We start from the raw sequence: 19,401 nt of genomic DNA on the forward strand, positions 1-19,401 counted from the left end.
TCGGTGAACGACCTGGCGCGGTTCCCCCTCGAAGGCGGCGGTTCGGTGGTCGTCGAGATCGACCCGGTCCCCGGCACCTCCCGGGTCTCCCGGCGTGACGACCTGGTCGAGGACGCCAAGGGATCCTTCGAAGCGGCGCTCGCGAACGTCAAGGACGCGGCGGTGGCGGCGCTGGACACCTTCCGGTCGATGGCCAGGGGGCCGGACGAGGTCGAGCTCAAGTTCGGCGTCAAGCTGACCGCGCAGGCGGGCGCGGTCATCGCCAAAACGGGCCTGGAGGGGAACTTCGAGGTCAAGCTGAAGTGGGCCCGGGACACGGAGAGCTGAAGGACGCTTTCCCCGCGTGAGACGCGGTGAAGGACGCTTTCCTCACGTGAGATGCGGTGAAAGCGTCCTTCAGCTCCGGCCGAGGCCCCGGATCAGCACCATCACCGATTCCCGCACGTCGGCCCGCGTCCGCTTCGGCTGGAACACCTGCCAGTCGAGGGCGACCACCAGCATCGTGCCGAACAACCCGGTCAGCATCGGGAGGGTGTCGTCCTTGCCCGCCGCGACGACGACCTGGGTGANCACTGCCGGATAGCTACGGGCCAGCCTGTCGGTCAGAGCGGCGGCGTCCAGCCGGTGGAGTTGTTCGCGCACGATCGAAATGATCTCCTCGCGCAGCAGCGTCAGCGTCTCGTGCCAGGTACCGGGCGTGCGCCACATCTCGCTCACCAGGATCTGCGAGAAACCGGGGTATTCGGCGATGAACTCCAGTGCACCGTCCACTTGCGACTCGATGACGTCCATCGGGTCGCCGTCGCCGGTGGCCGCGCGCAGCCGGTCCGCGAGCACGCCGACGCCGTAGCGCAGCAGTGCGTCGACAAGGCCGTCCTTGCTGCCGAAGTTGTAGTAGACGGTGCCCTTCGCGACCTTCGCCTCGGCCGCGATGTCGTCCACTGTCAGCCCGACGAGGCCGCGGCTGGCCGACAGCCGCAGCGTCGCCTCGAACAGCTTCTGCTTCGTCGCCTCACCACGGGGACTCACAACGCCAGCTCGGGTTTCAGCGCCGAAACCGTCCAGGTGCGCCGTTTCCGCGCCGCCAGTGTCGAGACCAGGATCCCGCCGACGAGATACGCGAGAAGGACACCGATGTCACCGAGGATCTCCATCGAGGCGCCACTGTAGAGCAGGTGCCGGAACCCGTCGATCGCGTAACCCATCGGCAGCACGATGTGCAACGGGTACAACGCGTCCGGGATGGTCTGCCACGGGAACGTGCCGCCCGCGCTGACCAGCTGCAGCACCAGCAATACCAGGCCGAGGAACTTGCCGACGGCGCCGAAGAACGCGTTGAGCGCGTGCACCACCGAGGTGAAGGTCAGCGAAACCAGCACGGCGAACCCGATCGCGCCGAGCGGATGCGCGACGTCGATGCCGACCAGCCAGGTCACCGCGCCGAACAGCACGATCACCTGCGCGATCCCGAGCAGCGCCGAGGACAGCCAGCCGCCGAGCGCGACCTTGAACGGCGACGCGCCGGCGGTCAGCGCGCGGGTCGAGAGCGGGCGCAGCAACAGGAACAGCACGAACGCGCCGATCCAGGTCGCGAGCGAGATGAAGAACGGGGCGAGACCGGCGCCGTAGGTCCCGGCCGAGGCGACACCGGAGGAGTTGACCGCCACCGGGTCGGCGATGGTGTTGGCGGTCGCCGCGCGGGTGGGGTCGTCCGGGTTCGGGATCTCCTTGAGCCCGGCGGCGAGCCCGTCGCGCAGCTGCACCGCGCCGTCGGCGAGCTGGTTCGTGCCGGTGAGCGCGGACTTCTCGCCGTCGTTCAGTTTCGCGGCGCCGTCACGGATCTGGTTCGACGCGTCGGCGGCCTGCGCGATGCCGCTGGTGAGCTGCGGGGTGGCCGAGGCCAGCTGATGCGCGCCGTCGGAGACCTGCCGCGCGCCGGACGCGAGCTGGACGAGCTGGCTGTTCGCGCCCTGGATCTTCGTGTTCGCCTGGTCGACCGGCGAACGGAGGGTGTCGAGGCGGCTCAGGATCTCCTGGACCTTCGTCTCGGGGACGCCGGCGTCGCGCAGGTCCTGCGCGAGCTGAGTGCGGTAACCGTCGAGTTTGGCCTGGATGTCCCCGGACGCCGTCGCCGCGAGCGAGGCGGCGTCGGCGACCTTCTGGTTCCCGTCGGCGACCTGACCGGCACCGTCGGCGAGTTTCTGCGTCTGCGCGGGGAGCTGGGCGGTACTGGATTTCAGGGTGCCGAGCCCGGTCGCCAGCTGGGAGCTGCCGGAGGCGAGCTGGGAGGCGCCGTCCGCCAGTTGCTGCTGTCCCGTCTTGAGTTTGCCCGCACCGTCGGCGAGCTGGGAAGCGCCCGTCGAGGCTTCCTGGATCTTGCCGTAGATCGTGGAGAACCCGACCAGGAACTTGTCCGCGGCCTCGCTGCCGACCTTCTCCGCGATCGTCTTGCGGACCTGTTCGGCCACCTGTTTCGCGATGGTCCCGGACAGATAGTTGTTCGCGTCGTTGGTGGTCAGCGTGATCGTCGCCTGCTGGGGCTGGAAGTTGCCGGAGGACAGCAGCGCGGCGGAGAAGTCGCGTGGAATGCCGATGGCGAACGAGTACTTGTCGTCACGGACGCCCTTCGCCGCCTCCTCCGGGGACACCTCGTGCCACTGGAACGTGCCGGACTTGACCAGTTCGTCGGTGACCTCGCGGCCGACGTTGCGTTCCGCGCCGGCCGAGTCCTTCGCGCCGGTGTCGGCGGTGAAGACGGCGGCGGGCAGCTTGTCCAGACGCGAGTACGGGTCGTAGTTCGCGTAGAGGTAGAAGGACGCGTAGAGCAGCGGCACCAGGACGAGCGCGGCCATGGCGAGCTTCGGCAGGGTGCCGCTGCTCAGCCGGCGCAGCTCGTTGGCGGCGATCCGGACGGGATTCATTCCTGGTCTCCTGAAGTCTTTTCGATCTCCGCGGTTTCGGCGGGCTCGGGCTCGACGGGCGCGCAGCGCACGGGGTCCGGCTGGTCGAGGGCGCCGCAGAGGGCGGGTTTCTCCGGCAGGGCCGAAACCGGGGTGGTGGCGGTCAGCACGATGACGGCGAGGCCGCGCTCGGCGTGCTCGCGGGCGAGCTTCGCCCAGCTGCCGACGTCGCTGGTGTGCCGATCCGGGGTGTCGAGCACGAGGACGCCGACCCCCTTGCGGTCCGCGGCGAGCGCGGTGAGCAGCCGAGTGCGCATCACCGCTTCGAGATTCTCGAAGCGTGTGGTGGCGAAGGCGGCGGCGTCGTGCTCGGCCAGCCAGCTCGCGACGGCGGCCTTGTTCGCCGGTCGCTTCGCCAGTTCGAGTTCCTCCCCGACGACGACCTGCAGCGACAACGCGCCGTCCGGCTCGCTCACGCCGGGGGAGTCGACGATCGCCACGACCTGGTGCGGGTCGCCGCCCTCGACGGTCACCGTCCCGGTGGCGGGCTTCAGCCTGCCTGCCAGCGCCAGCCCGAAGGCGGTGACGCCGACCCCTGGCTCGCCGTGCACGATCGCCAGCTCACCGCCCGAAACGGTGAGCGAAGTAGGCGACAGCAACGTGCCGTGGGGTCCGGTCACGGACACCCTGTCGGCTTGAACCCGCACGAAGAACTCCCAGGTCGGTGACTCGCGAAACTTGAACTGACTGGTCAGTTCAAAAGTTAGCCCTGACCTGGGAGGTATACAACCGTGGGGGGCTTACGTCACACGCAAGAGTGACGAAACCCCCGCAAACCGGACGGTTAGCGCAGGGCCGAAGCCGGATGGATCTCCCAGGACGTCCACAGTGGACGATAACCCTGGCGGTGCCAGAACACCGAGGAAAGCGGGTTGGTCGGGTTGTAGTAGAGGTACGTGCCGTCCGCACCGCCCGCGGCGAACTCCTCGTGCACCGCCGCCATCAGTGTGCGGCCGAGGCCGCTCCCCCGCAGGGCGGGCACGGTGACGACGTTGTTGACGTATCCCCAGTGGCCATGGGGGAGCAGCTCGGCCTCGGCCGACCCCGGCGACGACGTGATCCAGGCGCCGTGCGCGAACGCGGCGATGCGGGCGTCCCGTTCGGCCAGCCACAGCAGCGGGCGATCCTTTTCGAGGGCGAGTTCCAGCGCCGGGGCGAGCAGTTCGGCGGCGTTCGGGCGGTACCGGGTGGCGACCTGGCCGATGTAGTCGTGCGTCGACACGGCCAGCTCGAGCAGGGTGTCGAAGTCTTCGTGCCGGGCCCGGCGGACGGTCACGCCGTCGGCACCCGGATCGTCGTGACGGCTCCCGGTGCGCACGGCGAGCGCGGACATCGGCACCAGCCCGTGGTCGAGGAAGGCACGGATCGCCTCGGCGTCCCGGCTCGGCCAGTTGATCACGCAGGACGAATCCTCGCCGGGTGCTTCGGCGTCCATCCGCGTCCGCCACGCGCGCAGCAGGACGTCCATGCCTTCGGTGCCGGTGGTCCCGATGAACGGGAACAGCTGCCGCGCGTCGGCGGCCGACCAGAGCAGGGTGACGTCGTCCGGACCGTGCAGCCGACGTTGCACCACGCCGGTGACCTGGACACCCGCCGCCGTGGCGGCGTCCACGCGCTCGCCGCGGGCCGGGGGCGGCGCGGCTTCGGGCAGGAGCCGGTCGATCGCCGCGAACCGGGCGCGGTGCGCGTCGAACAACGTCTTCTCGATTTCCATCCCGTCCCCAGGGTCGGCCGCGCCGGGCTCCGCTACCGCAGGGCCGCGGCGGGGCAGACGGCCCACGTCGTCCACAGTGGACGATAACCCTGCCGGTGCCAGAACACCGGGGAAAGCGGATTGGCCGGATTGTACGAGACGAAGGTACCGCGCAGCGACGGCGAGAACAGCTCGTCGTGCGCGATGGCGGTCAGCGCGCGCCCGATCCCTCGCCCCCGTGCGGCCGCGGTCACCGCGAGCGTTCCCACATAGCCCCACTCGCCCGGCGGCAGCCGCCCGGCGAGCGCGTCACCGGGGATCGGGGAGCGCTTTCCGGAGGTCACCATCCCCACCGTGACGCCTTCCTCTTCGGCGATCCAGACGCGGCCCCCGAACTGCAGGCCACGACGGACCTCTTCCGCGAGCAGGGCCTTGGCCCCCGGCCGGACGACACCGTGGCCGACCAGTGAGGCGTAGTGAAGTTCTTCGAAGCGCAGGCCGACGATCTCTTCCAAGTCGCCTTGGGTCGACGCGCGGATGGTCACGCCGGGTACGGAATACGCCTCGCCCGCCACGGGCGCGCGGACGGCCAGTGCCAGTTGCGGCGCGAGCCCGTGGTCGAGCAGGGCCCGCGACACCGCGACGTCCCGGCTGGGCCAGGTGACCGTGCACGACGAGTCGGGTTCGGCGTCGGCTAGGGCGATTCGCTCGCGCCAGGCGGAGAGCAGCGCGCTCATCCCCGCGCCGGCGTCGAGCGGGAGGATCGCGGAGAGGATCTGCAGATGAGCCGGGCTCCAGAGCCGTTGCCAGGAACCCGCCGCGAACCGGACGTGCGCGATCGTCCCGAAGGCGCCGTCCGCCTCGACCGGTTCTCCGGCCGGGAGCGGAGGCGGCGGAGGGAGCAACGGGTCGAGCGCGGCGAACCGCGCCCGCTGCCGCTCCGCCGCCGGGGTCATCCCCGCTGGGTGCAGAAGATCGCCGTGCCGGGGAAGAGCTTGCCGCGCAACGGGCTCCACTGCCCCCACGTGCGGGAGTGGCCCTCCGGCCAGGCGGGCTCGATGAGGTCGGTCAGCGCGAACCCGGCGTCGGCGAGCGCGCGGACGTAGTCGCCGAGGGTGCGGTGGTACTCGACGTAGGTCGCGACGCCCTCTTCGTCGACCTCGACATAGGGCGTGCGGTCGAAATACGGCTGGGTGACGGTGAGACCCTGCGGGCCGGGATCGTCGGGGAAGATCCAGCGCATCGGGTGGGTCACCGAGAACACCCAGCGGCCACCCGGCCGGAGGACCCGGTGCACTTCGGCGAACACGACGTCCACCGACGCCACGAACGGCACCGCGCCGAAGGCCGAGCAGGCCGCGTCGAAGCTCGCGCCGGCGAACGGGAGCGACTCCGCCGTCGCCTGCACGAGCGGGACGGGAGTGCCGGTGCGCTCGTTGCCCTCTTTGGCGTGCCGGAGCATGCCCGCCGACAGATCGGTCGCCACCGCGTCGGCGCCCTGCGCGGCGAGCCAGCGCGAGCAGGCCGCCTGTCCGGAGCCGACCTCGAGGATCCGTTTGCCGCCGACTTCACCCAGAAGCGCGACGTCGGCCTCGCGGACGCCCTCGGGGCACCAGACGAAATCCGCGTCGCCGAGGAAGCCGCCGTGGGTGGCCTGGTAGTCGTCGGCGTCGGCGTCCCACCACGCCAGGTTCGCGGCGGTGGCCTCCGGCGCCGAGACCGCCCGGTAGGCGACCCCCGCGGTGCCGAGCCGCTCCTCGGCCTCTGCGTGCCGTTCGGGCTCGGTGACGGACTGCTGGCTCAAACCGATATCCTTTCCCCAGGTCAGGGCTTCGCGGGACAGTTTATCCGCCCGCCGCGATCGTGGGGGCGACCCTGATTGTGCCGTGTACAGGGGGCCGCGTAGGATATCTGTTAGCGCAGTGGGTTCGCGCTACTCTTTCCCCCGGTTCGCTCAGCGTCCGGGTCAGGGGGTCGCGTACCGGATGCGGTGATGCTCGCGGTCGTTCCTGTGGACGTTTGCTTATGTGGTCGCCTCATGCCGGAAGAGCCCATGGTGCCCTAACTGCAAACCCACTACTTCCCATCCACCGGAGCAACCCGCCTAATGACGACCGACACCGCCACCGCCCCGACCGCCCCCGCCGGGCCCCAGCAAGTCGCTATCAACGACATCGGGTCGGAGGAAGACTTCCTCGCTGCGATCGACAAGACGATCAAGTACTTCAACGATGGCGACATCGTCGAAGGAACCATCGTCAAGGTCGACCGTGACGAGGTCCTGCTCGACATCGGCTACAAGACCGAGGGTGTCATCCCCTCGCGCGAGCTCTCCATCAAGCACGATGTCGACCCGGCTGAGGTTGTCACCGTCGGCGATGAGGTCGAAGCCCTTGTCCTCCAGAAGGAGGACAAGGAAGGCCGTCTGATCCTGTCCAAGAAGCGTGCGCAGTACGAGCGCGCCTGGGGCACGATCGAGGAGCTCAAGGAGAAGGACGAGCCCGTCAAGGGCACCGTCATCGAGGTCGTCAAGGGCGGCCTCATCCTGGACATCGGCCTCCGCGGCTTCCTGCCCGCGTCGCTGGTCGAGATGCGCCGCGTGCGCGACCTGCAGCCGTACGTCGGCCGCGAGCTCGAGGCGAAGATCATCGAGCTGGACAAGAACCGCAACAACGTGGTCCTGTCCCGCCGCGCCTACCTGGAGCAGACCCAGTCCGAGGTGCGCAGCGAGTTCCTCAACGCGCTCGCCAAGGGCCAGGTCCGCAAGGGTGTCGTGTCGTCCATCGTCAACTTCGGTGCCTTCGTGGACCTGGGTGGCGTCGACGGCCTGGTGCACGTCTCCGAGCTGTCCTGGAAGCACATCGACCACCCGTCCGAGGTCGTCGAGGTCGGCCAGGAGGTCACGGTCGAGGTTCTGGACGTCGACATGGACCGCGAGCGCGTCTCGCTGTCGCTGAAGGCGACCCAGGAAGACCCGTGGCGTCAGTTCGCCCGCACCCACGCGATCGGCCAGATCGTGCCGGGCAAGGTCACCAAGCTCGTCCCGTTCGGTGCGTTCGTGCGCGTCGAGGAGGGCATCGAGGGCCTGGTGCACATCTCCGAGCTGGCCGAGCGCCACGTGGAGATCCCGGAGCAGGTCGTCCAGGTCAACGGCGACGTGATGGTCAAGGTCATCGACATCGACCTCGAGCGTCGTCGCATCTCGCTGTCGCTGAAGCAGGCGAACGAGGGCGTCACGCCGGAGACCGAGTTCGACCCCACTCAGTACGGCATGGCCGCCGAGTACGACGCCGAGGGCAACTACATCTACCCCGAAGGCTTCGACCCGGACACCCAGGAGTGGCAGGAAGGCTTCGACAAGCAGCGTGAGGAGTGGGAGCGTCAGTACGCCGAGGCTCACACCCGCTACGAGGCTCACATGAAGCAGGTCCAGAAGGCAGCCGAGGCCGACGCCGAAGCCGCCGCGGACGCCGCGACCGGTGTCACCTCGGGCGACTCGGGCGAGCAGAGCTACACCTCCGCTCCGGCCGAGGCCAAGAGCGGTGGCACGCTCGCCAGCGACGAGCAGCTCGCGGCTCTCCGCGAGAAGCTGTCGGGCGGCGCGTGATCCAGGCGCTCAGCCAGTAGCTGACAGACAGCGGCCCCGGTCCAGTACGGACCGGGGCCGCTGTCTTGTCCGCGTTCAGTCCTCTGGATGCGTTCCTTGCACGCGCAACTACCGCATTCAGAGGACTGAACGCGGTAGTGGGGAGAGGAGATCAGGAGGTGGCGGTCCGGACGGACGGCACCCAGACACGTTCGAGCGCCGCGGCGCGGGCCTTGCGGCGGAGTCCGGCGAAGCTGTGCTTGGCGGGAACGAGGAGAGCGCTCAGCCACGTGCGCCGGTATTCGGCGAGGGCGTCGGCCACGGGACGATGGAGGACACAGTGCACCAGGCCCGGCGTTCCGAGCCGGTGCCTTCCGACGTGCTTACCGTCTGCCATCTTTCCTCCGTGTGGGCGACCTTCGCCGCGCACGGTACGCAATCAAGCCGACGAAGCCCGGTAACCGCCCGGCGTGTCACCCATAAAGGTCGTGTAACGCGTCACTATGAACTTGCCTTTTGCGCCCGTCTGTGCCGGAAGTGCACATCTCGTGACCCTGCGCGGTCGGCCCAGGTCGCGCCACTAGGCTGATCGTCATGCTGCGTGTGGGCCTGACCGGCGGGATCGGCGCCGGAAAATCGACGGTGGCGAACCGGCTTTCCGAGCACGGCGCCGTCCTCATCGACTCCGACAAGATCGCCAGGGAGGTCGTCGAGCCGGGGACACCGGGGCTCGCCGAACTCGTCGAGGCGTTCGGGGAAGACATCCTCGCCGCCGACGGCGCGCTGGACCGGGCCGCGCTCGCCGCCAAGGCGTTCGCCGGCGAAGAATCCCGCAAACGGCTGAACTCGATCGTCCATCCGAGGGTCGGCGCCAGGACGGCCGAGCTGATGGCGGCCGCGGCGCCGGACGCGATCATCGTCCACGACATCCCGCTGCTCGTCGAAGGCGGGCTCGCGCCGATGTACCACCTCGTCGTCATGGTCGACGCGCCGGAGGAGGTCCGGGTCCGCCGCCTGGTCGAGGCGCGGGGGATGGCCGAGAACGACGCGCGCGCCAGGATCAAGGCGCAGGCCACGACCGATCAGCGCCGGGCCGTGGCCGACGTCTGGTTCGACAACAGCGGAGCGCCCGACATCGTGCTCGCCGAGGTCGACGCGCTGTGGGCGGACCGGCTGACGCCGTTCGAGGCGAACGTGCGGCTCCGCAAGCCGCGTGCGCCGATGTCGCCGAAGATCGCGCCATACGACGAGACCTGGCCCGTGCAGGCCGAGCGGGCGCTCGCGCGGATCCGCGTGGTGGCCGGTGACAACGCCGTGCGGGTCGATCACATCGGTTCGACGTCCGTGCCGGGCCTGCCCGCCAAGGACATCCTCGACCTCCAGCTGACTGTGTCCACTTTGGACAAGGCGGACGAGCTGGCCGACGCGCTCTCTGACGCGGGGTTCCCGCGAGCGGAAGGGGAGTGGTTCGACGACGCGCACGGTGAAGAGGGCACTTGGCCCAAGCGGTTCCACTTCGGTGGCGACCCTCGCCGCCCGATCAACCTGCACGTCCGCTCGCGGGAGACGCCGGCCTGGCGGCTCGCGCTGCTGTTCCCGGAATGGCTGCGGCGGAATCCGGACGAGCGCGACGCCTACGCCGCGGTCAAGAACGCCATGGCCGCGAAGCACGCAGGCGACGGGACGGTCGAGCGGTACACCGACGAGAAACAGGGCTGGGTCGACGCGGCCTTCACCCGTGCCGACGCTTGGGCGGACTCGACCGGCTGGACCCCGTAGGCCTCAGCCGCCGAGCAGTCCCCGCGCGAAAGCGGTGGCGACGGCGGCCGCGCGATCCTTCACCCCGAGTTTGGCGTAGGCGTGCACGAGGTGCGTCTTCACCGTGGCCTCGCTGATGAACAGCAGCTTCGCGGCCTCCTTGTTGGTCGACCCGCGCGAGATCAGGGTGAGGACTTCGCCGCCCCACGGGCGCCACAGCGACCCGCCGTCGTCAGGAGACGGCCACGGCGAGTCCTGCCACCGGATCCAGCTGGTCATACCCGGAATTCTCGCAGGCCGGGCCATGCCGTGGCCCAGGTTTCGGTGTGGCCGGTGACCAGCCAGATCGGCATTCCCCGGCTCACGTTGCGGACGCCGGCCGCGTTGTCCACGCGGGAGACGATCCGGGCGTCGGTGAACGACCGCAACAGCCGCGCCGGATCCGGCCCGACGAACAGGACGCTGTCCGCGGTCTCGGGCGGATGCCCGAAGTACCAGAAGCCCCGGCTGGGGCTGTACACGGCGGGAAGCCCGTAGTCGGCGCCGTACCGGTCCAACGCGCCGGCCTGCCAGTACCCGGCCGTGACGAGCGTGGTGCGCGCCCGCTGGTCCGGCGGGAGCCGGTGATAGGCGTCCGCTACGGAACGCGCGAGATCCGGCCAGCCGATCTCCTCCAGCGCGTACGCCGGGCGTGGGACGTCCCGGCCTTCCGCGAGCCAGGCGGACGGCCACACCGGCAGCGCGTACGGCAGCGTGTACAGCGCGGAAAGCAGGAACACCGGCCAGGCCGGGATCCAGCGGAACCACCAGGACGGCCTCAACTGTCCGAAGTGGACGGCGGCGCCCGCCCACAGCACGCCGAACATCCCCGCCGCGTAGTAGTACCGGCCGTTCGACAGGATGAACAGGGTGATCACGCCGACCGCGGTCCAGCCGAGGAACCGGTATTCGCGCAGTTTGGCCGAGAACAGCAGGACCACGAGTCCATAAAGGACACCGACTACACCGATGCCGAGCCCGGCGCCGGTCAGCAGGGCGGGCAGGAATCCGGCGCGGCCGCTCCAGCCGCCGGTGCTCTCGTGCGCGATGACGTCGCCCATCTCCAGTTGCGGCCAGCCGTTCGCGGCCTGCCACCAGAGGGTGGGGACGAGCGAGAGCGCGGCGATCCCCGCGCCGAGCCAGAGTTTGGGCCCGCGCAAGAGATCCCGGGGCCCGAAGACCAGGATCGCGATCCCGGCGGCGACCCAGAACGTCGCGATCAGGAGCTTGACGTTCAGCGCGACGGCGGTCGCCACGCCCAGCCACAGCAGCAGATTGTCGTCGCGGGTCCGCATCCAGCGCACGACCAGCCACGCGATGAGCGTCCACAGCGCCGGGTCGATCGTCGAGGTGGCCAGGTAGTGCCCGCTGCCGAGGAACTGCCCGCAGATCGCGTACGCGGCGGCGGCGCGGGTCTGCGCCCGGCGGTCCCCGCCCATCTCGTAGGCGATGAGTCCGGTGAACACGACACCGGCGGCCGTCGCGAGGACGGCGGGGAAGCGGAAGACGAAGACGTTGCCGGGTGCGAGCGTGTCCATCGCCAGCGCCAGGACCGGGAGCACCGGCGGCTGGTCCGCGTAACCCCAGGCGAGCCGCTTGCCCGCGGAGAGGAAGTACAGTTCGTCGCCGAAGTAGCCGTACCGCCACGCCGTCGCCATCAGGACCGCCGCGGCCGCGGCGGCGAGAAGCCCCACCGGGAGCCGGGCGAACGCCGCACTGGACACGGTCGGTGTTTCGGCCGCGTGGGCGGCTTCCATCCATTCCTCGCAGATCCTCGGGTGCCGGTCCTCTCGCACCTTAGTGCCTGTTGGTGGAGCTGGAGTTTTGTCCGGAAAGTGACCATACGCGTGAACCCGCCCCCGGCCGGAGGCCCCGCTATCGCGGTGGCAGGGCGCCTTTGTCCGCGTCCGTGACGTGAATGACCAGGCAGCGCCCTGCCGACGTCGATCGCGGTCGCGGGTTCACCAACAGACACTCGCGTGCCACCGGCGTGGCGCGTCGGTCGTGAGAGGCCGCTGAGGCTCAGAAGCCCCAGTCCGTGAGTTTCGGCCACACCGTGTCCCAACTCCCGTTCCGGCCGGTGGCCAGCCAGATCTTCATGCCCTGACTCACGTTCTGGATCCCGGCCCCGTTGTCGAGCGCGCCGATCTCACGCACCTGCGTGAAGTACGGCACAAGTCCTGAAGGGTCGTTCCCGACGAACAGGATGTCCCGTGCCGATTCCGGCGGCCTCGGCAGCGTCACGTAGCCGCGGTTGGGGCTCGACGGCGACGGAAGCCCGTACTCCGGTCCATAGTGGTCGATGGCGCCGGCCTGCCAGTACTTCGCCGTGACGACACCGGTCCGGGACGGATCGGGAACGGTCCCGTACACCCGCGCCACCGACTCCGTGATCTCCCGCCAGCCGACCTCTTCGACGGCGAAGATCGGCCGCGCCCACACCGGAGCACTCGCCAGCTGCGCACGTGGGAGGACCGGAAGTGCCTGCGGGATCGCGATCACCATGGCCACGAGGTACACCGGCCAGGTGGCGATCCAGCGCCAGTACTTCGACGCCTGGCCCGCCTCGATCTCCACCGCCGCCGCGGCGAACAGGGGGGCGAACATCCCGGCCGCGTAGTAGTAGCGCCCGTTCGCCAGCAGGAACACGGCGAGGACGCCGGCCGCGGTCCAGCCGAGGAACCGGTATGGCCGCAGGCGTTCGGCCCGCAGCAGGCGCCACAGTCCATAGCAGACCAGAACCGCCCCCACCGGTAGTCCGGCGCTCAGCACCAGCGTCGGGACGAAGGTGACCCGCCCGCCCCAGCCTGCCGAAACCTCTTGGGAGATCGCCGCGCCCATGGTCAGCTGCGGCCATCCGTTCGCCGCCTGCCAGACGAAGGTGGGCGCGATCATCACGGCGGCGATCAGCGCGCCGATCCACAGCGCCGGACGGCGGACGAGGTCACGGGGTCCGAACGCCACCGCGGCGGCCAGTACGACGACCCAGAAGCCCCCGACGAGGAACTTCGTGTTCAGGGCGAACCCGGTCACCACACCGGCCCAGACCAGGAGTCTGTCCGTCCGGGTCCGCACCCAGCGGACGAGCAGCCAGATGAGCAGCGCCCACAGGAACGGGTCGATCGTGCTGGTCGCCAGGTAGTGCCCGCCGCCGAGCATCTGGATGGACACCGCGAACGTCGCCGCCGCGATCGTCTGCGCTTTGCGGCTGCCGCCCAGTTCCCTGGCGATGAGCGCCGTCAGCACCACGCCGGCCACCATCGCCAGCATCGCCGGGATGCGCAGGACGAACGGCGAATCGGCGCCGAACGCGTCCATCAGGCGGGCCAGCAGCGGCAACAGCGGCGGCTGGTCGGCATACCCCCAGTCCAGATGCCGACCGGCCGCCAGGAAGTACAACTCGTCGCCGAAGTAGCCGTAGCGATCGGCCGTCGCCGCGAGGACCGCCCCCATCGCCCCGGCGATCACCAGCACCGGTGTCCTGGCGAACGACGCGACCTCCGCGGGTTCTCGCCCATCGGACCGTTCCCGGAGTCCCTCGGCCTCCATGACCACGGGTATCCGCCCCCTCTCGATCGGTTACGCCCTTGATCGAGAGTCCCGCACCGCCGCTCCGCCGGGGATCCATCGGCCGGTCAGGATCGGCTCATCCAAGGGATGAGCCAGGATCAACCGATCGATGGATGCCGAGAGGTCAGTGCCGTCGCCAGTCGAGTGTGATGTCCTTTGTGGACAGCCAGCCGCGCAGGTCGTGGCCGTGCGAGGCCAACCCGTCCACCGTCGTGTGGCTGACGCCGAGCGCGCGTTCGCCGTCGGCGGGGGAGAGCAACCCGGCGGTGACCGCGGCGAGGAGTTCGTCGGTGTCGATCACCTGGACGGATTTCTTGTCCCGCAGGACGAGGTCGAGATAGAGATCGGTGGCCACCCAGACGCCGTCCTCACGGCGGATGTCGACGACGTCGAGGTAGAAGTCCTGATCGCGTTCGTGGCCGGGGGTGAACCAGAAGTCGGTGATCCGCAGGCCGAGATCCGGCAGCAGCCAGGACTCGATGTAGTGGAACTGGGCCCGCCCCGGCGTCGGCCGCGCCATGTAGAGGCCGAAGGGTTCTTCGCGGTATTCCTCGACGTCCCTCACGATGCCCTTGGGGTCCGTGTTGGTCTTCGCGGCCGGGTCGAAGTACTCGACCTTGGGCGGGTGCAGCGCGGTCATCCGCCCATCTTGGAAGGCGGCGCCGCCCGCGAACACCGCCCAACCGGGTGGACGATCACGGTTTGCAGGTTTCGGGGGAGTAGCGCCGTCCGGCCGGATAAGGTGCGCTGGTTCCGCCAGAGGGGTGAGTGGGGAGTCGACGCATGTTCGGGATCATCAGGCCGTGCCGCCACCGGCTTTCCGCGGGTCTGCACGCGGACTGGCTCGCCCATCTCTGCGGTCTTTGCCTGGCGTTGCGGGACGAACACGGACATCTCGCCCGAATGGTGACGAACTATGACGGGCTGATCATCTCGGCGCTTGTCGAAGCCCAGTCACCACGTGCGGAAGGACGTCGTGACGCCGGCCCTTGCCCGCTTCGGGCGATGAAGGGGACTTCGGTCGCGAAGGGCGGCGGTGCCCAGCTCGCGGCGGCGGTCTCCCTCGTGCTGGCGTCGGCCAAGATCAGCGACCACGTCGAAGACCGTGACGGTGCCTTCGCGCGGCGTTCTGTCGCTCTCGCCGCGAGGCGGGTGGCGACGCGCTGGGCGGATCAGGGAAGCCGCACGGGGATCCGGGTCGGCTTCGACACCGCGGTCCTGACCGAAGCCGTCGACCGGCAGGCCGAGATCGAAAACGCCGTCCGCCTCGGTGATTCGGCCGTACTCGCCACCGAACCCGCGGAACTGGCGACGGCGGCCGCGTTCGCGCGCACCGCGGTCCTGGCCGGCCGCCCCGGGAACGCGGCGCCGCTGGCCGAGGCCGGCCGCCTGTTCGGCAGGGCCGCGCATCTGCTCGACGCCGTCGAGGACCTCGCGGAGGACGAGGCCGCCGGTGCGTGGAACCCGCTGACGGCTACCGGGACCGGGCTCGCCGAGGCTCGGCGGCTGTGCGACGACGCCGTGCTCGGCGTCGAACTCGCCCTTCGCGAGGTGCAGTTCGATCAGCCCAAACTGGTGCACGCGCTGCTGGTGCACGAACTGCGGCAGGCGGTGCGGCGTGCTTTCGGGCACAACCTCACCGGGGATGGCCACGGTCCGCAGCAGCCGCCGCCGGGCTGGATCGGGCCCGGCCCCCGGCCGCAGCAGCACCCCCACCAGCCTTATCCGCCCCAGCAGTACCCGCAGGGCGGCTACCAGGCGCCGCCTCCTCCGCCGGGTGCTCCCGGTGGCGGGGGTCCGCCGCAGGAGCCGCCCAAGAAAAAGGGCAAGCACAGCGGCGGCGCACCGATCGACGGCCAGGGCGGTGGCTGCTGGGTCCCGAAGTTCCGGGTCCCGCCCAAACCGAGGAACTTCTTCTTCGGTTGCGCCGTGGCGACCTACATGTGCTGCACGTGCCAGTTGTGCTGCCGCGATCCCTTCCCGGGTCCGTGGAGCGGCAAGCCCAACGGCAGCTGTGACTGCGACTGTGACTGCTGTTCCTGCTGTGACTGTTCCTGCTGATCCGACCAGGCGAAACGGAAACTGTCGGACCCAGCGCCTACTCTGGAGGACGTGGCTTTCGCAACCGAACACCCCGTGCTCGCCCAGTCGGACTTCCGCCCCGTCACGGACATCCCCCGGACCGGCGGCCGGTTCGAGGTGGTCAGCGAGTACAAACCCGCCGGTGACCAGCCGGCGGCCATCGACGAGCTCGAACGCAGGATCAAGGCGGGCGAGAAGGACGTCGTCCTGCTCGGCGCCACGGGTACCGGCAAGTCGGCGACGACGGCCTGGCTGATCGAGCGCGTCCAGCGTCCGACGCTGGTGATGGCGCCGAACAAGACGCTCGCCGCGCAGCTGGCGAACGAGCTGAGGGAGCTGTTCCCGCACAACGCGGTCGAATACTTCGTCAGTTACTACGACTACTACCAGCCCGAGGCGTACATCGCGCAGACGGACACCTACATCGAGAAGGACTCGTCGATCAACGACGACGTCGAGCGGCTGCGGCACTCGGCGACGATGAACCTGCTGTCCCGGCGCGACGTCATCGTGGTCGCGAGTGTCTCGTGCATCTACGGTCTCGGCACGCCGCAGTCGTACCTCGACCGGTCGACGAAGCTGAAGGTCGGCGAGCAGCTCGACCGGGACGTCTTCCTTCGCGCGCTGGTGGACGTGCAGTACACCCGCAACGACATCGCGTTCGCGCGCGGCACTTTCCGCGCCCGTGGCGACACGGTCGAGATCATCCCGGCGTACGAGGAGCTGGCTATCCGCGTCGAGTTCTTCGGCGACGAGATCGAGAAGCTGTACTACCTGCACCCGCTCACCGGCGACATCGTCAAAGAGGTCGACGAGGTCCGCATCTTCCCGGCCACCCACTACGTCGCGGGCCCGGAGCGGATGGAGAAGGCCATTCGTGGCATCGAGGCCGAGCTCGAGGAGCGGCTGGCCGAGCTGGAGAAGCAGGGCAAACTGCTCGAGGCCCAGCGACTGCGGATGCGCACCGCGTACGACATCGAGATGATGCGCCAGGTCGGGTTCTGCTCCGGCATCGAGAACTACTCGCGGCATATCGACGGCCGCGGCGCCGGCACCGCGCCCGCGACCCTCATCGACTACTTCCCGGAAGACTTCCTGCTGGTCATCGACGAGTCGCACCAGACCGTCCCGCAGATCGGCGGCATGTTCGAAGGCGACATGTCGCGGAAGCGGAACCTGGTCGACTTCGGGTTCCGGCTGCCCAGCGCGATCGACAACCGGCCGCTGACCTGGGAGGAGTTCACCGACAGGATCGGCCAGACGGTCTACCTCTCGGCGACGCCGGGGCCGTACGAGATGGGGCAGGCGGGCGGCGAGTTCGTCGAGCAGGTCATTCGCCCGACCGGCTTGGTCGACCCGAAGGTGGTCGTGAAGCCCACCGAGGGCCAGATCGACGACTTGGTGCACGAGATCCGTGAGCGGGCGGAGAGGGACGAGCGCGTTCTGGTCACCACGCTCACGAAGAAGATGGCCGAGGATCTCACCGACTACCTGCTGGAGCTGGGCATCCGGGTGCGGTACCTGCACTCCGAGGTGGACACGCTGCGCCGGGTCGAGTTGCTGCGGCAGCTGCGCGCGGGCGATTACGACGTGCTGGTCGGCATCAATCTGCTCCGTGAGGGTCTCGACCTGCCCGAGGTCTCGCTGGTCGCGATCCTTGACGCGGACAAGGAGGGTTTCCTCCGTAGTGGCACGTCGTTGATCCAGACGATCGGGCGCGCGGCCCGGAACGTGTCGGGCGAGGTGCACATGTACGCGGACAAGGTCACCGACTCGATGCAGCACGCCATCGACGAGACCGATCGTCGCCGGGCCAAGCAGGTGGCCTACAACAAGGAGCGGGGTGTTGATCCGCAGCCGCTGCGGAAGAAGATCGCCGATATCCTGGATCGCGTCTACAGCGAGGCCGAGGATACGGAGTCCGTCGCCGTCGGTGGTTCGGGCCGGAACTCTTCGCGCGGCAAGAAGCCCGAGCAGGGCGATCGTGTGCGCAGCTCCGGGATGCTCGCGGACAAGAACGTCGCCGGGATGCCGCGCGCCGAGCTGGCGGATCTCATTCAGCAGATGACGGACCAGATGATGCAGGCCGCGCGCGATCTGCAGTTCGAGCTGGCCGCCCGGCTGCGGGACGAGGTCGCGGACCTCAAGAAGGAGCTCCGGGGCATGGACGCGGCCGGCATCAAATAGCCGCAATTCGTCCTCTGATGGCGATCCTTGCGCCTGCAAGTACCGCCATCAGAGGACGAAACGCGTGAGGGGTCAGAGGCGACGGCGCTCCAGCATGGTCAGGTCGGCATCGAAGTCCGGGAACCCAGCGGGCACCGAACGCGTGCTGACGCCCGGCGAGACCGGAGGCAGACCGGCCCACCGCCGCACGGTGTTCGTCGCTTCGGCGGCCTGGGCCGCGGGAAGCTGCGAGATCCGGGCGCCGTGGTTCCCGCCCGGCACCGTGTAGCTGTAGGAGTCCTTCGTGCCGAAGCCGAGCTTGAACGGCTCCGCACTCCACGGGTCGTTCCCGCCGTAGACGAACATCAGCCGCTTCCCCTGAGACTTCACCCAGAAGTCGATGTCCGGCATCGCCAGGTGGTCGAACCGCGGGATGTCGACCGATTCCGGCACGAACGTCCGCGACACGTTGGAGCCCGGGTAGCGCAGCAGATCCCGCAGATAGCCTTCGTAGGATTCGGGGGCGCCGAGCTGGTAGGCCGCCTGGAAGTAGTACGGGACGTAGACCTCGAGGTTCTGGTCGGAGTAGGTGTTCAGGCTTTCGACGCGTTCGAACCAGGCGTAGACCTCCGCCGCCGGAGCACCCGCCTTCGGGATCGTCGCGCAGTCGGACTGCCTCTGGTACTGCCAGAAGGCGAAGTACGAGTCGATCACGGAGATCTCCAGTGACACGTCCGCCGAGCCGACGGTCTTGAACGTGTAGCCGTTCTTGGCCGCGTCGGCGGCGGCGAGCGCCGCGAACTCGGGACGCCGGGTCAGCACGTCACGCTGGATCGCCTTCAGCGCCGACCGGCAGGCCGGATCGTCGCCGACGTTCGCCAGGAACCGGTTGTAGCGGTCGTGCGCGTTGATGACGTCGTTGGGCGCGACGTACGGGATCGTCGCGTCGACGTCGTCCGGGAAAAACCTACGGAAGTAGGTCGCCGTCATGCCGCCCTTGCTGCCGCCGGTCGCGAGCCACTTGCCCGGATAGATCCGCTTGAACGCCTCGACCGCGCGGTGCTGATCGGCGGCCGCCTGCCAGATCGTCAGCTGCTTGCCCCAATCCGGACGGTCCGGCCGGGAGGGAGTGAAGAACCGGTACTCCATGGACAGCTGGTTGCCGTCGACGATCTGTGTCGGCTCCGAGCGGTTGGGCGCTTGCGAGACGTTGTACCCGCTCGTGTACACCACGGTCGGCGACCGGAATTCCTTGTGCAGCAACGTGAACCGCTGCTGGAAGGTGCCGCGGTCCGGCCTGCGGTGGTCGACCGGCTGGGTGTAGCTGAGTTTGAAGAACCGGTACCCGGTCGGCGCCGGATTCTCCGAGACGACGGTCAGCCCGGGTATCCGCCCGAGCGCGTCCTCGATATCTCCGGGTGCCGCCTGCGCCGCCGGGGTCAGCCCGGCCAGTGCGAGAACGGTGATCGCCAGAACCGGCCACGCGGCCGTGAGCTTCCGCATCCATGCCCTCCCCATCGGGACCTGTTGAGCGGTCGGATACTCAC

Annotated in this window: 16 protein-coding genes and 1 pseudogene; 5 read left to right on the top strand and 12 right to left on the bottom strand. The window is 69.2% G+C overall.

All coding sequences use genetic code 11. The features are described from left to right. The first annotated feature begins 3 nt into the window (after positions 1-3). On the top strand, positions 4-327 hold the full coding sequence (locus LCL61_RS20195) for a CU044_2847 family protein (RefSeq protein ID WP_340688282.1): 324 nt from the start codon (positions 4-6) through the stop codon (positions 325-327). A gap of 69 nt (positions 328-396) precedes the next feature. Here the strand turns inward: LCL61_RS20195 and LCL61_RS20200 are convergent, their stop codons facing one another. The 6 genes from LCL61_RS20200 to LCL61_RS20225 all read right to left on the bottom strand — a co-directional run bounded on the left by LCL61_RS20200 (position 397) and on the right by LCL61_RS20225 (position 6,457). Next, a complete protein-coding gene (locus LCL61_RS20200; protein ID WP_340688283.1) occupies positions 397-1,029 on the bottom strand; it encodes a TetR/AcrR family transcriptional regulator in 633 nt (210 codons plus the stop codon). Then, positions 1,026-2,921, bottom strand: a complete 1,896-nt coding sequence (locus tag LCL61_RS20205; protein ID WP_340688284.1) for a YhgE/Pip domain-containing protein — start codon at positions 2,919-2,921, stop codon at positions 1,026-1,028. Before LCL61_RS20205 ends, LCL61_RS20200 begins: the two co-directional genes overlap by 4 nt. Next, entirely contained in the window at positions 2,918-3,607 is a 690-nt protein-coding gene (locus LCL61_RS20210; protein ID WP_340688285.1) for an ABC transporter ATP-binding protein, read from the bottom strand. The genes LCL61_RS20205 and LCL61_RS20210 overlap by 4 nt, the downstream gene beginning before the upstream one ends. 137 nt (positions 3,608-3,744) lie before the next feature. Beyond that, a complete protein-coding gene (locus LCL61_RS20215; RefSeq protein WP_340688633.1) occupies positions 3,745-4,674 on the bottom strand; it encodes a GNAT family N-acetyltransferase in 930 nt (309 codons plus the stop codon). Positions 4,675-4,706: 32 nt separating this feature from the next. Then, complete coding sequence (locus LCL61_RS20220) at positions 4,707-5,609, bottom strand: GNAT family N-acetyltransferase (RefSeq protein WP_340688286.1); 903 nt, start codon at positions 5,607-5,609, stop codon at positions 4,707-4,709. Continuing rightward, entirely contained in the window at positions 5,606-6,457 is an 852-nt protein-coding gene (locus LCL61_RS20225) for a class I SAM-dependent methyltransferase (protein ID WP_340688287.1), read from the bottom strand. Before LCL61_RS20225 ends, LCL61_RS20220 begins: the two co-directional genes overlap by 4 nt. A 303-nt stretch (positions 6,458-6,760) precedes the next feature. On the opposite strand from LCL61_RS20225, the gene rpsA reads away from it, so the two are divergent. After that, a complete protein-coding gene (gene rpsA, locus LCL61_RS20230; protein WP_007028125.1) occupies positions 6,761-8,260 on the top strand; it encodes a 30S ribosomal protein S1 in 1,500 nt (499 codons plus the stop codon). Positions 8,261-8,411: 151 nt separating this feature from the next. Here rpsA and LCL61_RS20235 read toward each other — a convergent pair whose 3' ends face one another. Continuing rightward, positions 8,412-8,636 carry a hypothetical protein gene (locus tag LCL61_RS20235; RefSeq protein ID WP_340688288.1) on the bottom strand — a complete coding sequence of 75 codons (225 nt, stop codon included), beginning with the start codon at positions 8,634-8,636 and terminating at the stop codon, positions 8,412-8,414. Between the two features lie 197 nt (positions 8,637-8,833). Between LCL61_RS20235 and coaE the strand changes: the two genes are divergently transcribed. Beyond that, the gene (gene coaE, locus LCL61_RS20240; protein WP_340688289.1) at positions 8,834-10,018 is read left to right on the top strand and encodes a dephospho-CoA kinase; all 1,185 of its coding nucleotides are present in this window, start codon (positions 8,834-8,836) and stop codon (positions 10,016-10,018) included. Positions 10,019-10,021: 3 nt separating this feature from the next. On the opposite strand, the pseudogene LCL61_RS20245 reads toward coaE, so the two are convergent. The 4 genes and pseudogenes from LCL61_RS20245 to LCL61_RS20260 all read right to left on the bottom strand — a co-directional run. Next, positions 10,022-10,195 (bottom strand): annotated as a pseudogene (locus LCL61_RS20245) (response regulator transcription factor); the annotation flags it as partial. Between the two features lie 77 nt (positions 10,196-10,272). After that, complete coding sequence (locus tag LCL61_RS20250) at positions 10,273-11,793, bottom strand: ArnT family glycosyltransferase (RefSeq protein WP_340688290.1); 1,521 nt, start codon at positions 11,791-11,793, stop codon at positions 10,273-10,275. Between the two features lie 265 nt (positions 11,794-12,058). Next, positions 12,059-13,585: an ArnT family glycosyltransferase gene (locus tag LCL61_RS20255; protein WP_340688291.1), complete on the bottom strand. Its 1,527-nt coding sequence runs from the start codon at positions 13,583-13,585 to the stop codon at positions 12,059-12,061. Positions 13,586-13,730: 145 nt separating this feature from the next. After that, positions 13,731-14,246 carry a DUF402 domain-containing protein gene (locus tag LCL61_RS20260; RefSeq protein ID WP_340688292.1) on the bottom strand — a complete coding sequence of 172 codons (516 nt, stop codon included), beginning with the start codon at positions 14,244-14,246 and terminating at the stop codon, positions 13,731-13,733. A 143-nt stretch (positions 14,247-14,389) separates the two neighbouring features. On the opposite strand from LCL61_RS20260, the gene LCL61_RS20265 reads away from it, so the two are divergent. After that, positions 14,390-15,667 carry a DUF5685 family protein gene (locus LCL61_RS20265; protein ID WP_340688293.1) on the top strand — a complete coding sequence of 426 codons (1,278 nt, stop codon included), beginning with the start codon at positions 14,390-14,392 and terminating at the stop codon, positions 15,665-15,667. Between the two features lie 51 nt (positions 15,668-15,718). Further along, on the top strand, positions 15,719-17,875 hold the full coding sequence (uvrB, locus tag LCL61_RS20270) for an excinuclease ABC subunit UvrB (RefSeq protein WP_340688294.1): 2,157 nt from the start codon (positions 15,719-15,721) through the stop codon (positions 17,873-17,875). Positions 17,876-17,947: 72 nt separating this feature from the next. Here uvrB and LCL61_RS20275 read toward each other — a convergent pair whose 3' ends face one another. Continuing rightward, a complete protein-coding gene (locus LCL61_RS20275) occupies positions 17,948-19,357 on the bottom strand; it encodes a S28 family serine protease (protein WP_340688295.1) in 1,410 nt (469 codons plus the stop codon). Positions 19,358-19,401 lie beyond the last annotated feature (44 nt).

Origin of the sequence: Amycolatopsis coloradensis, from assembly GCF_037997115.1 — a bacterium.
Taxonomy (GTDB): Bacteria; Actinomycetota; Actinomycetes; order Mycobacteriales; family Pseudonocardiaceae; genus Amycolatopsis; species Amycolatopsis coloradensis_A.

Coding starts and splice junctions, on each gene's coding strand:
- LCL61_RS20205 (WP_340688284.1), bottom strand. CDS start 2,921: ATGAATCCCGTCCGGATCGCCGCCAACGAGCTGCGCCGGCTGAGCAGC.
- LCL61_RS20260 (WP_340688292.1), bottom strand. CDS start 14,246: ATGACCGCGCTGCACCCGCCCAAGGTCGAGTACTTCGACCCGGCCGCG.
- LCL61_RS20250 (WP_340688290.1), bottom strand. CDS start 11,793: ATGGAAGCCGCCCACGCGGCCGAAACACCGACCGTGTCCAGTGCGGCG.
- rpsA (WP_007028125.1), top strand. CDS start 6,761: ATGACGACCGACACCGCCACCGCCCCGACCGCCCCCGCCGGGCCCCAG.
- LCL61_RS20265 (WP_340688293.1), top strand. CDS start 14,390: ATGTTCGGGATCATCAGGCCGTGCCGCCACCGGCTTTCCGCGGGTCTG.
- coaE (WP_340688289.1), top strand. CDS start 8,834: ATGCTGCGTGTGGGCCTGACCGGCGGGATCGGCGCCGGAAAATCGACG.
- LCL61_RS20235 (WP_340688288.1), bottom strand. CDS start 8,636: ATGGCAGACGGTAAGCACGTCGGAAGGCACCGGCTCGGAACGCCGGGC.
- LCL61_RS20220 (WP_340688286.1), bottom strand. CDS start 5,609: ATGACCCCGGCGGCGGAGCGGCAGCGGGCGCGGTTCGCCGCGCTCGAC.
- LCL61_RS20255 (WP_340688291.1), bottom strand. CDS start 13,585: ATGGAGGCCGAGGGACTCCGGGAACGGTCCGATGGGCGAGAACCCGCG.
- LCL61_RS20275 (WP_340688295.1), bottom strand. CDS start 19,357: ATGCGGAAGCTCACGGCCGCGTGGCCGGTTCTGGCGATCACCGTTCTC.
- LCL61_RS20215 (WP_340688633.1), bottom strand. CDS start 4,674: ATGGAAATCGAGAAGACGTTGTTCGACGCGCACCGCGCCCGGTTCGCG.